The sequence below is a fragment of the Lentibacillus jeotgali genome, from assembly GCF_000224785.1.
GTDB classification, from domain to species: Bacteria; Bacillota; Bacilli; order Bacillales; family Amphibacillaceae; genus Lentibacillus; species Lentibacillus jeotgali.
In genome coordinates this window covers 257,584-274,272 of record NZ_AGAV01000005.1, presented here as the reverse complement: position 1 = coordinate 274,272, position 16,689 = coordinate 257,584, and the positions used below count along the sequence as shown (strand labels likewise).

Here is a 16,689-nt window from a genome sequence, read left to right as displayed (position 1 = left end):
GATTAGAATGGTGAAAAAGCTTGACAAAGTCGATGTCGTTACGGTTGGCGTTGGCTGGGCGGGCGGTATTATCGCCTCTGAAGTTGCGAAAGCAGGTGTAAAAGTTGTTGGTCTTGAACGGGGTGATGATAGGTCAACAGAAGATTTTCAGATGGTTCATGACGAATATAGATATGCAATCCGTTATGAACTAATGCAGGATCTTTCCCAGGAGACAATTACATTCCGAAATAACCTGGACGAACGTGCATTGCCGATGCGCCAATTTGGGGCATTTCTGATTGGAACTGGTGTCGGCGGAGCAGGCGTCCATTGGAATGGAGATACATGGTTTTTTGCACCCTATGATTTTCAAATCAAGACGATGACAGATGAGAAATACGGTAAAAATAAACTCCCTGAGGAATATACGCTTCAAGACTGGGGCATCACATACGACGAATTGGAACCGTACTACCGCAAGTTTGAAAAAATGGCTGGCACAAGCGGGGAGCCTAATCCATTGAGACCAGAGCGAACAGAGGAATATCCAACACCACCGATGAAAAGCACGCCAATTCTTGACCAGTATATGGAAGCAGCCAAAAACTTGGGACTGCATCCATTCCGACAGCCATCCGCTAATATTTCGGAACAATATACAAACCCGGATGGTCAGACATTAAACCAATGTCAGTATTGCGGATTTTGTGAAAAGTTCGGGTGTGAGTACGGAGCAAAATCCGACCCGACTGTAACCGTTATTCCGACCGCTCAGAAAACGGGTAACTTTGAGCTTAGGACAAATTCCTATGTAACAGGAATAACCCATGATGGAAATAAGGCGACAGGTGTAAGATATGTGGATGTCCAGACAGGAGAAGAATTTGAGCAGCCGGCAGATGTCGTTGCCTTAACAAGTTACACATTGAATAATTGCCGCTTGCTCCTGCAATCCAATCTTGGCCGTCCATATGACCCCTCAACAGGAAAAGGTGTCATAGGAAAAAATTACTGCTACCAGATTACCGCTATCGCAACCGGATTTTTTAAGGACAATTTCAACGCCGCTATGGGAGCCGGGTCACTTGGAACAACTCTGGACGACTATAATAATGACAACTTTGACCATTCCGACCTGGACTTTATCCACGGCGGTTCGATAACGATGAAGCAACTGGGTAAAAGACCAATTAACGAAAATGCAGTCCCGGGTGATATACCACGCTGGGGGAAAAAATTTAAACAAGAGTCGATCAAATGGTTTAACCGCTCCATACCGGTGACATCACAAGGGGCTTCAATGCCGCACAAGAATAATTATTTAAGTCTTGACCCGACGTATAAGGATAGCTTTGGAAATCCACTGCTGCGAATGACGTATGATTTCACGGAACAGGACCATGCGTTATATGAATATATCACAGCAAGGTGTGCTGAGATTCTGGAAGAGATGGGCGCCGAAGTTGTAGAACCAAAAGAACTGACGGATCATTTTGACATCGTCCCTTCCCAGAATGACCATATCACCGGTGGCGTCATTATGGGAGAAGATCCTGAAACATCCGCATTGAACAACTATTTGCAAATGTGGGATGTTGATAATGTGTTCGTTATTGGAGCATCGGCATTCGCCCACAATGGCGGCTATAATCCAACAGGAACGGTTGGTGCTCTCGCCTATCGTGCAGCAGAGGGCATTTTAAAATATCGGAAAGAAAAAGGCCAGCTGGTTAAGCGTAATAAAAATGGTAAACTTGCTTAAACTTAAGGAGGAAAGGAGAGATTCCAATGAGTTTAACAAATATGGGCATTCCTGGGCTAATTCTCATTCTGGCCATCACACTCATTATATTTGGACCGAGAAAACTGCCTGAAATCGGGCGTGCCCTTGGACAGACACTATCGGAATTTAAAGGCTCCGCCAACAAACTGATGAGTGACCACGACGATGAATCTGACATGAGACAACCAGCTGAAACGCCGAAAAGTGACAGGGATCTGTCTACTTGAAAGGATCGGAAGAAGTTAAAATTCAATCAGTGGGGGGACTTCCTTTATCCCCACTGATTGTTAGCTGAACAGAACCTGACATTTACTGGCGTTTTGTACGATCTTCATGATTTAAATTTTCCAGAAACTCATCAGGAACAATATTTTTGCCAGCTGTCAACATGGACTTTTGCAATACCTGGTGCATCCTGCTCAACTGCTTTTCTGATCTTCATAAAATGGAAGCCCTCCTCTATTGGATTTCTCCAGTTCACTTCATGATAACACAACATTCCAATAAATTTAGAGCTATGATGAGACTATAAGAAACTTTATTAGCAATCTATAGCGATTATGGTAACGTAGAGTAAATTCCCTGCCACTCACACAAAAATAGCACGCAATTTTATTGCGTGCTATCTTGATCAACCTGTTACATATCATGATGTGGATTTTGTTTTTGCCGTGAATGGTTACGCTGTTTTACCTTGTGGGATCCCTGCATAGGCTCGCCGTACGGCTGTTTTGGGCTCTTAGGCAGGTTCGGTTTTTCCTGCTGCTTTGGTCCTTTAGGTTTTCCGCCCATTTTCCATTTCCTCCTTTGTGCTTTCTCGCATAGTTTTTAACGAGGAAACAAAATCTATACGGACTTGTTCAGGAAACCATGTTCTCCCCGCGCTTCCGGAATCCTGTTTTAATCATTTTCACATATGGCAAAAAGAAGCTGATGATGAAGCCGCCAAATAATGCATTGATCAATGTGCCGATTCCGACTGCTCCGCCGAAGCTGGCTGCCAGGATAACAAGCACAACGCTAATGGCTGCCCTTGAATAGGAAACATGCCAGCCGGTCAGGCTTGATATGACCAGCATGGAACGGTCAAGCGGGTTAGGAGCAATTTTCGAATGCAAATAAAATGCCACGCCCAGCGCCATTAGTATTGTCCCCAATAACAGCGCTGCCCATTTGCCATACCACGTCCCTGGCGTCACAATATCGCCGAGCAAAAACAGCCACGTGTCAATCCCAATTCCGGTGACGAGCGAGGTGATCAGGGCAAAAAACTCCGGTCTTTTTTTCTCTGCGAGGGCGTTTCCCAGCACCATTGTTAAACCAACAATTATTTCAAAGCTGCCGACCGTCAGTCCAAACGTCCGGTGCAGCCCCACCAGAAGCGCATCAAACGGCGAAGCACCCATTGTTGATTGGATTGTCAATGCAATGCCAAGCGTTAGGATAATAAGACCGGTCAGATAATAATGAATACCTGCACGAATCAGCCGCATGATACCACTTCCTTTCTGTTTCAAATCTTTATTGAAAATCAGCTTTCCGCCTTTTTTAACCAGCAAAAAGCATCTTTAAATATTCTTCGTTTCCATTATTACAGTCTAACAAAGGTTATTAAAAGAAGAAACAAAATAGCTCCCCACAGACATACGCCTATTTTGGTACTTCCGCCCTTCCCGCCTATACACATTCGCCCTTGCATCAATATACTGCAGTAAGGGTTGAAGGGAGGTCTTATATGAACAGATACCAAATTTATTATCTCGTTGGAATAGGACTTTTGATGGCAGGTGCTTTAATTTTAGCCTTTTTATTGTATAATCCATCTGAACAATCCAATTCACTAAATGAATACCGGAATGGTGACAATGGACAGGAAATTTACTGGGGTGTTGATTCTGTCAGCTATACAATGTGGCAGTGACATCTACTTCCAGAATGACATATACAGAAAGGAAGCCCAGTGCTTTAGCGCAGCAGGCTTCCTTTCTTTGTTTTAATGAACGTTATGGGACTTTTATCTTTTGTGAACTTTAGCGAAGTTAGTGTAAGCTTTGGCATTAAACTTATTGCGAAACCACAAAACCTTCTACCTATTTGAGGTTATTCTGTGATCCACTCATTAACCAGATCCTGATTTTCTTCAACCCATTTCCTGGCACCGTCAATTGGTTCCTCAGCATCGTTTACATAAGTCATGAGCTGACCGATTGCGTCGTCATCCATTTTCCAGTTTTTCATCCATTCGCTCACTTTTGGAAAATCATCAGCAAATCCCTGACGTGTTGCATGATGGATCTTTTCGGTCTGTCCATAAACATTTTTCGGATCCTCGAGGAATTTCAGATCATATTGCGAAAAAACACGGTGCGGGCTCCACAATGGTGCAACAACCGGCTCCTTATTCTCGATGGCATCACCAATGGCCGAAATCATAGCTGGTTCGGAACTTGGTATCAATTCATAGTCAAGACCATATTCAGGTATCAATTCTTTTGTTACTTCCATCGTGCCTGCACCTGCATCAAATCCGGTAATCTCGCCCTCGAACTTCTCCTTATTAGCGTTCAGATCTTCAATGCTGTTGATGTCTTCCATGTATTTCGGGACAACAAGACCCACTTTTGCGTTGTCATACCAGGTTGCCTCTGAGAAGAAAACTTCATCCTTATATTCTTCCAGATAAGCCTTGTCCTGTACCGGGAGCCATACTTCCAGATTAATATCCAGATCCCCCGATGCCAACGACTGCATAATGACACCCATATCCAGCGTTTTCAAATTGACATTATAGCCCTTTTCTTCCAGGATAACTTTCCACATATTCGTAACGGCAATATTTTCCGCCCAGTTGATCTGCGCCATATTAATCGTGCCTTTGCTGTCCGATGAGCCGCTGCCGGAATTTCCTGATTCTTCTGCACCGGAATTTGAACCACATGCTGCCAATATAACGACTAATGTCAGTCCAAGTACGACTAATTTATTTTTCATGAACTTCATAGATGAATAATCCTCTCCTATTTATTATTATCTGGATGTACTGGTAAAAATTCATAAATTTCCTCTGACCTGATGCTTGCCACCAAACGTTCCAGCCAGCGGTAATATGTTTTTGACTGATCAAGCTGATGATAAATCCTTCGTGCTTCTTCAACTAATTCTTCCGAAACATCTTCATCTTCAAAAATCTGGTCCAATTCAAACTCAGCCTGTTTAACGGCTTCAATATTCATTTTTGCTTCACGGTCCCACATTTGGCAGAAATAGGACATAAATGTATTGAAAAAATTCTTTTCGGCCGCATACGTATGTTTCCTTGAACCGCGCTGGAATTTCTTTTTGACCATTTCAATTTCCTGCAATTTGCGGACGCTTGTGCTCATGCTCGGTTTGCTCATGTCCAGTTGTTCCCGCATTTCGTCAAGATTCATCTGATCCTCGAAATACATGGTGGCGTATAATTTTCCGGCAGCAGGCGTCACACCGTATACATCCATTGTCTCGGCAATGGCTTCAATAACGTATCCTTTTGCCTGTTCCAATTTTTCCTTCGCCATTTCATCGTTGGAACCAGTCATTCAAGTTCACCTCGCTTTAAATAAATTTAATACATTAAATATATTCTTTACAAAATTAATCATAACGTATATACGAAATATGTCAAATGCCAATTGAAATTATTTTAAATTTCTATCTGCAGTTGTTGCTTTGTCCCTTATCATGAATGTACTCTTTTACCATCTGCACATTTGTGTATGAAAGATCCGTGTTAACTCCCAAAATTATTCCTTTTGACAAACCAAAATCGACATGATAAAGTATCCTTGTTCAAAATGTTAAATAAGTTTTAAATAAAATTAATTTACAAAGGAGGTTTACTATGGACATCAAAAAACAATTGATCGATGGCTCATGGGTGACATCCAATTCCGATGCCGTCCGTGACATTATTAACCCTTTTAATCAGAAGATTGTTGCAACAGTCACTGAGAGTGATGAATCGGATACAAAAGCTGCAATCACTGCGGCACGAAAAGCCTTTGATCAGGGAGATTGGGCAACCACTCCCGCTGCTGAGCGCGGAAAAATTGTCCATAAAATTGCCGATTTGATCGAGCGCGACCGCGAAGAATTGGCTGAGCTCGAATCACTCGATACCGGTAAAACAGTTGAAGAAAGCCTTGGTGACATGGATGATATTGCTGGTGTGTTCCGTTATTTCGCTGAGATGGCTGATAAAGACGGCGGCGAGATCATCGAATCCCCTATTCCAAATTCAACCAGCAAGGTGGTTCATGAACCTGTCGGCGTCTGTGGCCAGATTACGCCATGGAACTATCCACTCTTGCAGGCATCATGGAAATTGGCACCGGCATTGGCAGCAGGCAACACACTTGTCATGAAGCCGAGTGAAATCACGCCGCTTACGTCAATTAAAGTGTTTGAATTAATGGCAGAAGCCGGCGTTCCGGCAGGTGTTGTCAATCTGGTGCTCGGACCCGGCGATTCCGTTGGTGCAGAACTTTCGGCTAATGACAATGTCGATTTGATCTCGTTTACCGGCGGTATTCATACGGGCAAGAAGATCATGCAGGCAGCCAGTTCGAACGTGAAAAATCTGGCACTGGAGCTGGGCGGGAAAAACCCGAATATTGTCTTCGCCGATGCTGATTTTGAAACAGCTGTCGACCAAGCGATGAACGCCGTATTTTTCCATGCCGGCCAAATTTGTTCAGCGGGAACTCGTCTGATTATTGAAGAAAGCATTCATGATGCTTTTGTCAGTGCGATCGTTGACCGTGTGAAAAACATCAAACTTGGCAGCGGTTTTGATGAATCAACTCAAATGGGACCACTCATTTCTGAGGACCATTTAAATAAAGTGGTCAATTATGTTGAAAACGGCAAACAAGAAGGCGCAACGGTTGCTGTTGGCGGCAGCCGCCCCGACGATCCGGAACTGCAAAACGGCCTTTTCTATTTGCCGACCATATTGACGGGGTGCACGAGTGACATGCGTGTTGTACAGGATGAAGGCTTTGGCCCGGTGATTACCGTGGAAAAATTCACGACCGAAGAAGAAGCGGTCCGTCTCGCCAATGATTCCATCTACGGGCTTTCCGGCGGTGTCTTTACCAATGACATTGCCAAAGCCGAGCGCTGTGTTGCGAAACTGCGGATGGGCACTGTCTGGATCAACGACGTGAACCTGTACTTCCCGCATGCACCATGGGGCGGCTATAAACAGTCCGGCATCGGCCGTGAACTCGGCAAGACAGGCCTGGAAGAATATCAGGAAACCAAGCACATTTTCCAAAATCTGAAGCCAGAACCCGTTAATTGGTTTTAATCACGCATTTTAAAGCAATATGACAAGGTTAAGGAGGGCAACTTGGCATGATGTCAAGTTGCTTTTTTATGGCTGAGACTGAGTTGAAGATGTGAACTTTAGCATTTTGACAGCTGTTCGTCATCTGGCTCAATCAAGTCACGCCCAATAATCCGGATCGGTCATCCGCATTTCTTCCACCATATCCTCGAGATCTGCAGGAGTGATCACATATATCGGATAATCGTTTTCAACTTGCCTGGCTTCATCATAAAAATAGCGGTTACTGCCGGGGAACTCCTCATCCAGAAGCATCAAGCAGCCGTCGCTTTTATCGATCAGCCACTTGTTATTTGTCTGATACTGATACGGCCCGCTATAGCCACCTTTATAAAGCGGCCGAAAAAAGTCCGCAGCTGCCGTTAATTCCTGATAAGCTTGCTGAATCGGCTCAGGCCAGCGTTCTTCTTGATTTTCAAATGGTGGAATGACAGCAAATTTAAGCCCATATTGGTCTCGCAGTTCAAGTGCTGCTTCCCCGGCCCAAAGTTCAACGCCCATTTTGCCGGAAATAAGTACCCATTCAAGACCTTCTTCAATAAAACCGATCAACCGCTTTGTGATTGCCGCTTTAATTATATCGATCCGTTCATCATCGTGCTTAAAAATATTTATCTCCATCGGCTTGTAGCCTGTTACCGCCAGCACTTTCATGATGTTTACTCCTTCCCGAAAATCGGCCCGTCGCGCACATAGGTATGATATTCGCCCGATTCGCCCATTGGGCAGACATCCTCATATGTCAGAATATCTTTCACAAATGCTTCATCAACGCGCCGGCCATCCCAGCTTTCTGGCAGCTTTTCCGCATCGACCTTGATTACTTCAGCCTCGAAGCCAAGCACCATAAATTCACGCAGCAAGCGGATCACTTTTTGTTGATCCGTCCATAACGGATAGACAGCCTCAACACCAGCTTCCTTTGTGACTTGTTCGCCCCATTTGCGATGGCCTTCAAGATAAATATCACCGAACGCCATCCCATCAATACCATAATGCTGCTTCATCTCGTTGATATAAAAGATAAAATCATTTGTATATGTATTAAAATTAGTTTTGATAAAATGAACTGGGATGCCGAGTCGATCTGCCTGATTCAAAACGCGTTCACGCTTCTCATCATGGGCAACCGTTTCCTGACTTTCTTTCCAGACCGTCGTCAGCAGGCACTCCACCTGCAGGCCCTGCTTTTGCAAATAATAAAGCGCCAGACAGCTGTCCTTTCCGCCGCTGAATGACAAAGCTACTTTTTCAGCCATTCGATCCACTCCCTCCAAAATATCACTCAATATCATATTACGTGATGCACAGGCATTTTTCAAAAACTATTCTTCTCTGTCTTTCCTTGTGCTTACATTAACTATCATTTTCTTTTTCACTTCCTGTTGATTTTCGTTTTTTAATAGATCACGGATTTCTGTGAGCAATTTTTCTTTTTTATCTGGCTTGGACACCTTTTTCGAGTCATTTTCGTTCCTAAATTTCCCAATCAGGCGAATGAAAATAAAAATGGAGATTGAAATGACTGCGAAATCAAATACAGATTGCAGAAATTCACCATATAGCACATCTGCATTTTTGAACGTATATTTTAAATTTGTGAAGTCCACCCCGCTTACCAAAACACCTACTAAAGGCATCATAATATTTTCAACAAGTGATGTGACAATTTTTCCGAATGCTGACCCGATGATGACCGCAATCGCCAGATCCAGAACGTTACCTTTCAGCGCAAATGCTTTAAAGTCTGACCACATATTCTCCCTCCATTTCGGACTTGTACTATTCTATGTTTGATATGAAGCGATTCATACAGCCTGATTTCATGAAATATATGGTGTCGTATAGTAAACTTACAAACAGAACCTATTAACCGGAGGCTCAAACCATGACAATCCCTATCAAACAAATAAAACTCAGACGGCTGGAATGACCCTCAACAACCCATTCACCACAAGTTTCGGAACCATGCAGGAAAAAGAATTCTTTATCACTGAAGCCATAGATCACAGCGGTAATCGCGGATTTGGCGAGTCAGTCGCCTTCCCCGCTCCTTGGTACACGGAGGAAACGGTTGAAACAAATCATCATATCATGAAAGACTTTTTAATTAAATTACTGCAGGAAAATGATGTCCGCCACCCGGATGATGTTCAAAAAATATTCAAGCCGATTAAGCGCAACAATATGGCCAAAGCTGCATTGGAAGGGGCTATCTGGGACCTCTATGCTAAACGGCAAAACATTACACTTTCCGAAGCACTCGGCGGCGCCCCGGCACAAATAAATGCCGGTATCAGCATCGGGATCCAGCCGACCGTGAGCGATCTGCTGAAAAAATCAGCATTCATGTGAATCAGGGATACAAACGGATCAAAATGAAAATTAAGCCGGGGTAGGATTATGAGGTGCTGCGTGAAGCCCGAACCCATTTCCCCGACACACCGATTATGGCTGATGCCAATTCAGCCTATACACTCGAAGATATCAATCAGCTGAAAAAGCTGGACGAGCTGGATCTGATGATGATCGAGCAGCCCCTGGCACATGACGATATTATTGATCATGCGAAGCTTCAGGCCGCTATCAAAACGCCCATCTGCCTTGATGAAAGCATCCATTCAGTGGAAGATGTTCAAAAGGCAATCGAACTGAAAAGCTGCCGGATCATCAATGTCAAAATCGGACGGGTTGGCGGCCTCACCGAAGCAAAACAGATTCACGATCTATGCCGGGATAACGGCATTGCCATCTGGTGCGGCGGCATGCTTGAAGCAGGAGTAGGCCGTGCACATAACATCGCCTTGGCCGCCTTGCCCCAGTTCACACTGCCCGGGGATACTGCGGGCTCATCGCTGTATTGGAAAAAGGATATCATCAAACCTGAAGTCACGGTTAACGATGGCGTCATAACCGTACCTGACAAACCGGGCATCGGATATGAAATTGATGACGAGGCTCTGGAGGCATTTACAGTAGATGAAGAAGTTTTCGACATTTAAAGAGATTAAAAATCCCTGCAGCCGTGTATGCAGGGATTTTTCAATCATACTATTTCGTAAATTCATCCGTCAGATTTGTTACAATCTGTTTTTTACGGGAGACGACGCCTTTCAGCAGGGAACGGTTATTTTCATCAAGAGTAACGTCAAATGCTTTTTCAACGTTGCCTTTTGCACTGCCTAATGCCAGTACGTCTGAATCATTTTCCAAAATATCAGTTGTCACGAACAGGAACAATTCCAGTCCTTTGTCACTAATGATTTGTTCCATTTCCTTTTCAATGGCTGCCTGTGATTCGTAAATCTGGCTTGTATCAACCGCATTCACCTGTGCGATCTGAACTTTCGCATCGCCCATCGTAAATTCTTTGGCGTCCATTGTCACCAGATCAAGTGCTGATTTGTCGCTTAAGTCAGCACCGGCCTTCAACATATCAAGGCCATACGTTTCAAGGTCCACACCGGCAATCTCCGCCAATTCATGCGCCGCTTCTATATCTGCTGCTGTACATGTCGGTGATTTCAGCAGCAATGTATCAGAAATAATCGCAGACAGCAGCAATCCGGCGTTTTCTTTGGAAAGAATCGCGCCGTTCTCTTTATGCATCCTATTTAAAATTGTCGCTGTACATCCGACAGGCTCTGCACGGAAATAGAGCGGTTCCTTCGTTTCAAAATTGGATACCTTGTGATGATCGATCACTTCAGCTATGCGCACATCGTTAATGTTATCAACGCTCTGCTGGAATTCATTGTGGTCCACTAAAATAACGTTATCGACACTCTCATCCACTTTTTCGATATACATCGGTGCTTCCACACCAAAATAATCGAGTGCGAATTGTGTTTCCTTGCTGACCTCACCCAAACGTGCAGGCTGTGCATCGAAACCGAGTGTATTTTTTAGATCAGCATATACTAATGCAGATGCAATCGTATCTGTGTCGGGACTTTTGTGTCCAAAAATTAATGTTTTGCTCATATCCATTACTCCTTTAAACAAGTTTCCTTTATCCCATCTATAAGATTATCATAAACGTATGTCGAATGAACACTAATTTGTTGCTTCCAATGTATTCGTGGCATTCCAAATAACGTCATACGCATTGTAATCATTTAATGCGATATCAAGGTCATGAAACATCCGGTGCAGCGTGCGTATATTTTCCGTTTTCTCCTCGTTTTTAACAGCATTCGCCAGCCCCTGGATTTGTTTCAGGTCTTTTGTTAGCGCTTCATCATTAATGTTTGCTATCTCTTCATCCAATGTTGATAGAATGGTGTTGGCTCTTTTTTCCTGCTCATTCCAATCAAGTGAAGAGATGCCCCCATAGCCGGTTGTTTCATTATAAAAATCGTGCGTTTCCGAAACAAACTGGCCGATGTCCTGATTCGCTTCTCCGACAGTTTCCCGTGTTTCCTCTACCTGTTCCACGGTTTCCTTCGATAACTCATCCGCCTCTGTTGCCTGTTTGTCACTGCCTCCCAACAGCGACATGGCATTCACATTAAATATATTAAAAAAGAACAGTAAGGAACCAATTAATGTGACAGCAATGATGGCAGTAAACGTCCAGCCGAGCCAGCCCATTTTCAAAAACTTCCGTTTAGTCAAAAAGACACTCCTAACATTATATCAGTATCTGAAAGTATAACACACAGGCAGTACACTGTTGTGGACCTAAAAAAGGCTTAGTTCTTTTCATTATACCATTGAATGACAGATTGTCTGATACCGGCATCTTCTGTCTCCTGTGCACCAAATTCCCCAACGTAAACAACCCTTACATAAAATTCATCACCCCTTTGAAGTCTGACCAAACAGTAATTCTCCCTAGGTGCGGGAACAATCTCGACAATCGTTTCGTCCTGATACGTTTCCCGAATCTTTGCTTTTTCATCTTCTTCTAAAGTCCATTCTGGTTGCGGATCCCTTACATTTGATTCCGCATTGTGCTGTACTTGCTTTGGACTGGCTTTGAGCAAGGCGTTTTTTTCATTTATGCTGTTGAGCAGGCGGATATTTTCAGCAAATCCGATAAACAGCATCCCGATCACAAAACCGCCTCCTGTCCAGGCGAAGAATACGGACCAGCTCACCATATAATAATTAGCGCTCACTGCAATAATGCCAATGATTAATCCCGCTGCCATCTGGGCAATACCTATAATGAATAAAATTTTGGCAATAATATTCTCGTTCAAGGAACCTATCTCCTTTCTTTTTCGGATATCGATTATGTCTCACTTTCAATTATACAATTTTTTTCTTATAGTTGATGGAGAAAGTCAGAAAGGGTTTTTTTGATGGAAAAATTTATTGTAATCGGCGCAGGTATATTAGGTGCCACTACCGCATACAAACTGGCCAAGTCCGGGTCGGAAGTTGTCGTCATTGACCGGCATGATACCGGACAGGCCACTGACGCCGCTGCCGGCATTATTTGCCCGTGGCTCTCACAGCGCAGGAATAAGGCATGGTACAAGCTCGCTAAAGGCGGTGCACGCATTTACCATGATTTAATCCAGGAGCTGAGTGATGAGGGTGAAACAGCGACTGGCTACGCGCAGACCGGGGCCATCAGTATACACACCGATGAACAAAAGCTCGCCGGCATGAAGGAACGAGCACTGAAACGCCGTGAAGATGCTCCGGAAATCGGAGAGGTGACGCTACTTGATGCAAAACAGACGCAGGACGTGTTCCCGCACCTTTCCGACCGCTTTGCCTCTGTCCATGTCAGCGGAGCCGCCCGGGTTAACGGACGTGAACTGCGGAATGCATTTATCCGCGGCGCTGAAAAACATGGTGCAATTGTACTAAAAGGCAATGCCCGGCTGCTTCAGGTCGGTTCCCGGGTTACAGGTGCGTCTGTGAATGGCCAAACAATCGAAGCCGATCAGGTTATTGCAGCATGCGGTGCATGGATTCATGAGTTGCTCGCACCCTTAAATATCAAGTTTAAAAGCACATCGCAAAAAGCACAAATATTGCACCTGCAAACTCCGCGTATGGATACATCAAGGTGGCCTGTCGTCATGCCTCCCAACGATCAATTCATGCTGACACTCGATGACAGAATTATCGTTGGCGCAACACATGAAGATGATGCCGGCTTTGATGGACGTATAACCGCAGGCGGACTTAATGAAATCATAACCAAGGCACTGGATGTAGCCCCCGGTTTATGGGACAGCACAATTCTGGAGGCGCGTGTTGGCTTTCGCCCGCATACACCGGGTTATCTTCCTATCATTGGTCCCCTTCCAGGATACGATGGGCTTCTGGTTGCAAATGGCCTTGGTTCATCGGGGCTTACAACCGGACCATATGTCGGCAGCCAGCTCGCAAACCTGGCACTGGGAAAAGAATTGGAAATCGACCTGGCCAACTATGATGTAACCGGTGCTGTAGACAGCTGAATAAGATTTTGCTAATCTTATGGCAGGTACATAAGGGGGGGCATTTCCATGGGGAAAAAAGCTGTACTGCTAGTTGTTGCTGTCACATTGGCCGTTTTAGTCTTTGGCTGGTACTTTTTGCAAAATGTTATGATTAATTACGATGTCGACCGCGATACATCCCAGCCTGGACAATATGAAAAAACGATTTTGATCAGCTGAAAGATTAAAAGACGCCCTTCTATCGGATACTCCTGCCGATCTTGAAGGGCGCTTTGGCACTGAGAACTTTCCCAAGAACTTGATGCCGCCACACCTCTGCAGTATGATTATCTTGAGCTTATTCCTGCTTCTGGCTCTTTTTTTCGTCATCTTCAATGGTTCCTAACACGACATCCGCCACTTCGGACGAGCGCAACAATTTATCGGTTAATTCAAATCTTATGTCATCTGCTTCATCCAGCGATAAGCCTTTTGTCAATTCCACAGTCCCTTCTACGTGATATTTCCGCCCTTCCTGAAGGACACGCATTTTATAGATGTCGACCACCTTGTCATCCTCCAGAAGTATTTCGGAAATCTTCTTCTTAATTTCTGCAGGGGCTGAAACGCCAATTAAACCAACCATATTGTCATAACCGACCCTAAAAGCGACAAACAGCATTAATATACCGATCAGCATCGTAAAAATACCGTCCGCTCTGAGTACGCCAAATACCTGTGCCAATAATACACCAAGCATCGCAAATACCGCACTGGATGTAGCAACTAAGTCCTCATAAAAGACAAGACGTGTAGCAGGGGTTGCGTTCTGTGCACTTTTAAATGCTCTTGTTAAAATGAAGCCATCATGATCTTCATCAGTCTCTTTTGTAATTTCCTTCATGGCTTTAACTAATATCAGCCCATCGATAACGAAAGAAGCAGCCAGCACACCTATGTTTAACCAAATATTGCCTGATTCAGATGGATTCTGAAATAGATGCCACCCTTCTTTAAGTGTTTCATAAGCCATAACGGTAACGACGACAACAGCGACCATACAAAAAATATTAATAACTCTGCCAAAACCTGTGGGAAACCGCTCCGATGGCTGGCTTTGCGCCAGTACACTCCCGAGAAAAACAAACCCCTGGTTAACAGCGTCTGCCAGTGAATGCATGGCTGTCGCAAACATGGAACCGCTCCCGCTAAAAAAAGCGGCAACACCTTTAATCCCGGCAAGAAAAGTATTGCCGAGAGCAGCCATACCGGAAGATGTATTTCCTTTTTTAACACGCTCAATAAATCCCATCATAAGTCCTCCTGAAACATATATAGGTTATTACATAGGATTCTTTACTGATGGGATTCTATACATTGAAAAGGATGATGCCATCCCCGGACATATGCGCTTTTCGCCCATTGATTAACATAAAAACTGAGCATCTCTCAGCTCAGTCGGCATCTTTTATAAATCGGGTGCCGAAATCTTTAAACACAAAATATTTCATCATGAAAAAGCTGGCCAGGAAGGACAAAAACATTGCCAACCCTTTGGCTATATTATAGCGCAGCCAACTTGGAACGGCTGTGTAATCCAGAACTTCATTCACACCAAGGAAAATAAGGTTGCTTACGCCCAGACTGATAATCCCCTGGATGATAAACAGGATACGCTGGCGGTTATTCCCTTTTGCCGATCGTTTAAATGTGATGCTTGCATTCCAAAAGTAGCTATTAGCCACAGCCAGCGTATACGCAATGGTGTTATACAATAAAAGCAGCATTCGGTCGTCTGTATGGAATAGAATTAACAACAGGTTTAGTGTCCCAATATCAATTCCTGCATTGGCAAAACCGATTACACCAAACTGCAGAAATTGCAGAGGGCCTCGTTTTTGTTTTTGCTGTGCCATGGAACTCCTCATGTATTTCCAGTCTTCTTAGCATCTCATTACTTATTTATTTTCCGTTCTCACATCGGATGTATTGATGTTATTGTGCGTTAAGTTCTTGCCTGCTATACTGACGATTTCCTTATAATAGTCAAGGACTTGCTTGGACTGGCTATCCCAGCTCATTTCTGCAATATTATTCCGGGCATCTTTCGCCAGTCGTTTTCGCAATGTTTCGTCTGCAAAACGCAGAACGGTATTTGTGAAGTCACCTTTCTTATCCTTATCATAAAGAAGACCAGTGCGATTGTCTTCAATCTGCTCACAAGTCGGACCGCTTTTGGCCGCAACCAGCGGCAGTCCTGATGCCATAGCCTCAGTAATTACAAGACCGAGTGTTTCGGAAGTTGACGGAAAGACAAAAACATCCGAAGATGCATACGCTTTGGCAAGTTCTTCACCGTGCATAAACCCGGTGAATATCGTGTTGGTCCCCGCAAAATGCTTTTCAAGCGGCTGGCGGTGCGGGCCGTCCCCGACAATTGCCAGTGCAAATTCATTTGATGCATCCAGCACGGATTTGATTTTTTCAATTTCTTTTTCCGGCGCAAGCCTTCCGACAAATAACAGGAGTTTCTTTTCCGGCTGTCCACCCGAAAGCTTTTCACGTACTTCTTTATCATATTTGTTCGGATGGAACAATTCCGTGTCCACTCCGCGCTTCCAGACGTGAACATTATTAAAATTCTGCTCCTCCAATTCCTCTTTTACTGCTTCAGAGGTACACAAGTTCAGCTCTGCCTGCTTATGAAGCTTTCGGAAATACCACCACAGGAATCCTTTAAACATTGGCAAATTATAATAATCCGCATATTTCGGAACCTGTGTGTGGAAAGAAGCAAGCATCGGGTACCCGAGTTTTTTGGCATAGTGAACGCCGGACATCCCTACGAGCGCCGGGTTCACCACATGAACAACATCGGGGTCATACGCTTCAAGCATACGCTTTACTTTCCGGGTCGGCAGTGAGAATTTTTTGGAGCGGTAAAGCGGGAGAGTCCTTGCCGGGACCCCTTCGATTTTCACACCTTCAAATTCATCCACGCCAAGATCCGGTGCAATCACGCGTACCTCGTGACCCTCTCGTTTAAAATACCGGATACATGCTTTTAGCCTTGTCACCACACCATCTGTGGAAGGTACGAACGTTTCTGTAATTATGGCAATTTTCAATGTCGACACTTCCTCAACTCT

General features: G+C 44.3%; 19 protein-coding genes and 1 pseudogene. 7 read left to right on the top strand and 13 right to left on the bottom strand.

The features are described from left to right. Positions 1 to 7: 7 nt before the first annotated feature. Together ON01_RS04135 and ON01_RS04130 are read left to right on the top strand one after the other, a co-directional pair. The gene (locus ON01_RS04135; RefSeq protein ID WP_010529735.1) at positions 8 to 1,744 is read left to right on the top strand and encodes a GMC family oxidoreductase; all 1,737 of its coding nucleotides are present in this window, start codon (positions 8 to 10) and stop codon (positions 1,742 to 1,744) included. 26 nt (positions 1,745 to 1,770) lie between these two features. Next, a complete protein-coding gene (locus ON01_RS04130) occupies positions 1,771 to 1,992 on the top strand; it encodes a twin-arginine translocase TatA/TatE family subunit (protein ID WP_010529734.1) in 222 nt (73 codons plus the stop codon). 412 nt (positions 1,993 to 2,404) lie between these two features. Here ON01_RS04130 and ON01_RS04125 read toward each other — a convergent pair whose 3' ends face one another. Together ON01_RS04125 and ON01_RS04120 are read right to left on the bottom strand one after the other, a co-directional pair. Beyond that, the gene (locus ON01_RS04125) at positions 2,405 to 2,557 is read right to left on the bottom strand and encodes a small acid-soluble spore protein P (RefSeq protein WP_010529733.1); all 153 of its coding nucleotides are present in this window, start codon (positions 2,555 to 2,557) and stop codon (positions 2,405 to 2,407) included. 68 nt (positions 2,558 to 2,625) lie between these two features. Then, a complete protein-coding gene (locus tag ON01_RS04120; protein WP_050901105.1) occupies positions 2,626 to 3,258 on the bottom strand; it encodes a YczE/YyaS/YitT family protein in 633 nt (210 codons plus the stop codon). A 242-nt stretch (positions 3,259 to 3,500) separates the two neighbouring features. Here ON01_RS04120 and ON01_RS04115 point away from each other — a divergent pair, with 242 nt between their 5' ends. Then, entirely contained in the window at positions 3,501 to 3,686 is a 186-nt protein-coding gene (locus ON01_RS04115; protein WP_010529731.1) for a hypothetical protein, read from the top strand. A 179-nt stretch (positions 3,687 to 3,865) separates the two neighbouring features. Here the strand turns inward: ON01_RS04115 and ON01_RS04110 are convergent, their stop codons facing one another. Then, positions 3,866 to 4,765 carry a glycine betaine ABC transporter substrate-binding protein gene (locus tag ON01_RS04110; protein WP_010529730.1) on the bottom strand — a complete coding sequence of 300 codons (900 nt, stop codon included), beginning with the start codon at positions 4,763 to 4,765 and terminating at the stop codon, positions 3,866 to 3,868. Positions 4,766 to 4,782: 17 nt separating this feature from the next. Next, positions 4,783 to 5,343 carry a choline uptake/conversion transcriptional regulator CudC gene (cudC, locus tag ON01_RS04105; protein ID WP_010529729.1) on the bottom strand — a complete coding sequence of 187 codons (561 nt, stop codon included), beginning with the start codon at positions 5,341 to 5,343 and terminating at the stop codon, positions 4,783 to 4,785. A gap of 302 nt (positions 5,344 to 5,645) precedes the next feature. Here cudC and betB point away from each other — a divergent pair, with 302 nt between their 5' ends. Next, a complete protein-coding gene (gene betB / locus ON01_RS04100; protein WP_010529728.1) occupies positions 5,646 to 7,115 on the top strand; it encodes a betaine-aldehyde dehydrogenase in 1,470 nt (489 codons plus the stop codon). A gap of 138 nt (positions 7,116 to 7,253) precedes the next feature. On the opposite strand, the gene ON01_RS04095 is transcribed toward betB, so the two are convergent. The 3 genes from ON01_RS04095 to mscL form a co-directional block, all read right to left on the bottom strand. Continuing rightward, a complete protein-coding gene (locus tag ON01_RS04095) occupies positions 7,254 to 7,808 on the bottom strand; it encodes an SLOG family protein (RefSeq protein WP_010529727.1) in 555 nt (184 codons plus the stop codon). A gap of 5 nt (positions 7,809 to 7,813) precedes the next feature. After that, positions 7,814 to 8,413, bottom strand: a complete 600-nt coding sequence (locus ON01_RS04090) for a Dph6-related ATP pyrophosphatase (RefSeq protein WP_010529726.1) — start codon at positions 8,411 to 8,413, stop codon at positions 7,814 to 7,816. A gap of 66 nt (positions 8,414 to 8,479) precedes the next feature. Next, on the bottom strand, positions 8,480 to 8,911 hold the full coding sequence (gene mscL / locus ON01_RS04085; RefSeq protein WP_010529725.1) for a large-conductance mechanosensitive channel protein MscL: 432 nt from the start codon (positions 8,909 to 8,911) through the stop codon (positions 8,480 to 8,482). A 131-nt stretch (positions 8,912 to 9,042) separates the two neighbouring features. On the opposite strand from mscL, the pseudogene menC reads away from it, so the two are divergent. Further along, positions 9,043 to 10,156 (top strand): annotated as a pseudogene (gene menC, locus ON01_RS04080) (o-succinylbenzoate synthase). A 49-nt stretch (positions 10,157 to 10,205) separates the two neighbouring features. Here menC and ON01_RS04075 read toward each other — a convergent pair. The 3 genes from ON01_RS04075 to ON01_RS04065 form a co-directional block, all read right to left on the bottom strand. Continuing rightward, the gene (locus ON01_RS04075) at positions 10,206 to 11,138 is read right to left on the bottom strand and encodes a manganese-dependent inorganic pyrophosphatase (RefSeq protein ID WP_010529722.1); all 933 of its coding nucleotides are present in this window, start codon (positions 11,136 to 11,138) and stop codon (positions 10,206 to 10,208) included. Between the two features lie 72 nt (positions 11,139 to 11,210). After that, on the bottom strand, positions 11,211 to 11,771 hold the full coding sequence (locus tag ON01_RS04070; protein ID WP_010529721.1) for a hypothetical protein: 561 nt from the start codon (positions 11,769 to 11,771) through the stop codon (positions 11,211 to 11,213). A 77-nt stretch (positions 11,772 to 11,848) separates the two neighbouring features. Next, on the bottom strand, positions 11,849 to 12,361 hold the full coding sequence (locus ON01_RS04065) for a hypothetical protein (protein WP_010529720.1): 513 nt from the start codon (positions 12,359 to 12,361) through the stop codon (positions 11,849 to 11,851). Between the two features lie 102 nt (positions 12,362 to 12,463). On the opposite strand from ON01_RS04065, the gene ON01_RS04060 reads away from it, so the two are divergent. Continuing rightward, positions 12,464 to 13,579, top strand: coding sequence for an NAD(P)/FAD-dependent oxidoreductase (locus ON01_RS04060; protein ID WP_010529719.1), 1,116 nt, complete (start codon positions 12,464 to 12,466; stop codon positions 13,577 to 13,579). Between the two features lie 48 nt (positions 13,580 to 13,627). Beyond that, positions 13,628 to 13,780 (top strand): hypothetical protein, encoded by a 153-nt coding sequence (locus ON01_RS19445; RefSeq protein ID WP_175284925.1) that lies wholly within the window; start codon positions 13,628 to 13,630, stop codon positions 13,778 to 13,780. Between the two features lie 118 nt (positions 13,781 to 13,898). Here the strand turns inward: ON01_RS19445 and ON01_RS04055 are convergent, their stop codons facing one another. The 3 genes from ON01_RS04055 to ON01_RS04045 form a co-directional block, all read right to left on the bottom strand. Beyond that, on the bottom strand, positions 13,899 to 14,852 hold the full coding sequence (locus tag ON01_RS04055) for a cation diffusion facilitator family transporter (RefSeq protein WP_010529718.1): 954 nt from the start codon (positions 14,850 to 14,852) through the stop codon (positions 13,899 to 13,901). Positions 14,853 to 14,994: 142 nt separating this feature from the next. Further along, positions 14,995 to 15,456, bottom strand: coding sequence for a GtrA family protein (locus ON01_RS04050; RefSeq protein ID WP_010529717.1), 462 nt, complete (start codon positions 15,454 to 15,456; stop codon positions 14,995 to 14,997). A 42-nt stretch (positions 15,457 to 15,498) separates the two neighbouring features. Next, positions 15,499 to 16,668 carry a glycosyltransferase family 4 protein gene (locus ON01_RS04045; RefSeq protein WP_010529716.1) on the bottom strand — a complete coding sequence of 390 codons (1,170 nt, stop codon included), beginning with the start codon at positions 16,666 to 16,668 and terminating at the stop codon, positions 15,499 to 15,501. Positions 16,669 to 16,689 lie beyond the last annotated feature (21 nt).

What these genes read in the sequence shown, in the direction of transcription:
- ON01_RS04135 (WP_010529735.1), top strand. Translation starts at nt 8, where the DNA reads ATGGTGAAAAAGCTTGACAAAGTCGATGTCGTTACGGTTGGCGTTGGC.
- ON01_RS04130 (WP_010529734.1), top strand. Translation starts at nt 1,771, where the DNA reads ATGAGTTTAACAAATATGGGCATTCCTGGGCTAATTCTCATTCTGGCC.
- ON01_RS04125 (WP_010529733.1), bottom strand. Translation starts at nt 2,557, where the DNA reads ATGGGCGGAAAACCTAAAGGACCAAAGCAGCAGGAAAAACCGAACCTG.
- ON01_RS04120 (WP_050901105.1), bottom strand. Translation starts at nt 3,258, where the DNA reads ATGCGGCTGATTCGTGCAGGTATTCATTATTATCTGACCGGTCTTATT.
- ON01_RS04115 (WP_010529731.1), top strand. Translation starts at nt 3,501, where the DNA reads ATGAACAGATACCAAATTTATTATCTCGTTGGAATAGGACTTTTGATG.
- ON01_RS04110 (WP_010529730.1), bottom strand. Translation starts at nt 4,765, where the DNA reads ATGAAGTTCATGAAAAATAAATTAGTCGTACTTGGACTGACATTAGTC.
- cudC (WP_010529729.1), bottom strand. Translation starts at nt 5,343, where the DNA reads ATGACTGGTTCCAACGATGAAATGGCGAAGGAAAAATTGGAACAGGCA.
- betB (WP_010529728.1), top strand. Translation starts at nt 5,646, where the DNA reads ATGGACATCAAAAAACAATTGATCGATGGCTCATGGGTGACATCCAAT.
- ON01_RS04095 (WP_010529727.1), bottom strand. Translation starts at nt 7,808, where the DNA reads ATGAAAGTGCTGGCGGTAACAGGCTACAAGCCGATGGAGATAAATATT.
- ON01_RS04090 (WP_010529726.1), bottom strand. Translation starts at nt 8,413, where the DNA reads ATGGCTGAAAAAGTAGCTTTGTCATTCAGCGGCGGAAAGGACAGCTGT.
- mscL (WP_010529725.1), bottom strand. Translation starts at nt 8,911, where the DNA reads ATGTGGTCAGACTTTAAAGCATTTGCGCTGAAAGGTAACGTTCTGGAT.
- ON01_RS04075 (WP_010529722.1), bottom strand. Translation starts at nt 11,138, where the DNA reads ATGAGCAAAACATTAATTTTTGGACACAAAAGTCCCGACACAGATACG.
- ON01_RS04060 (WP_010529719.1), top strand. Translation starts at nt 12,464, where the DNA reads ATGGAAAAATTTATTGTAATCGGCGCAGGTATATTAGGTGCCACTACC.
- ON01_RS19445 (WP_175284925.1), top strand. Translation starts at nt 13,628, where the DNA reads ATGGGGAAAAAAGCTGTACTGCTAGTTGTTGCTGTCACATTGGCCGTT.
- ON01_RS04055 (WP_010529718.1), bottom strand. Translation starts at nt 14,852, where the DNA reads ATGGGATTTATTGAGCGTGTTAAAAAAGGAAATACATCTTCCGGTATG.
- ON01_RS04050 (WP_010529717.1), bottom strand. Translation starts at nt 15,456, where the DNA reads ATGGCACAGCAAAAACAAAAACGAGGCCCTCTGCAATTTCTGCAGTTT.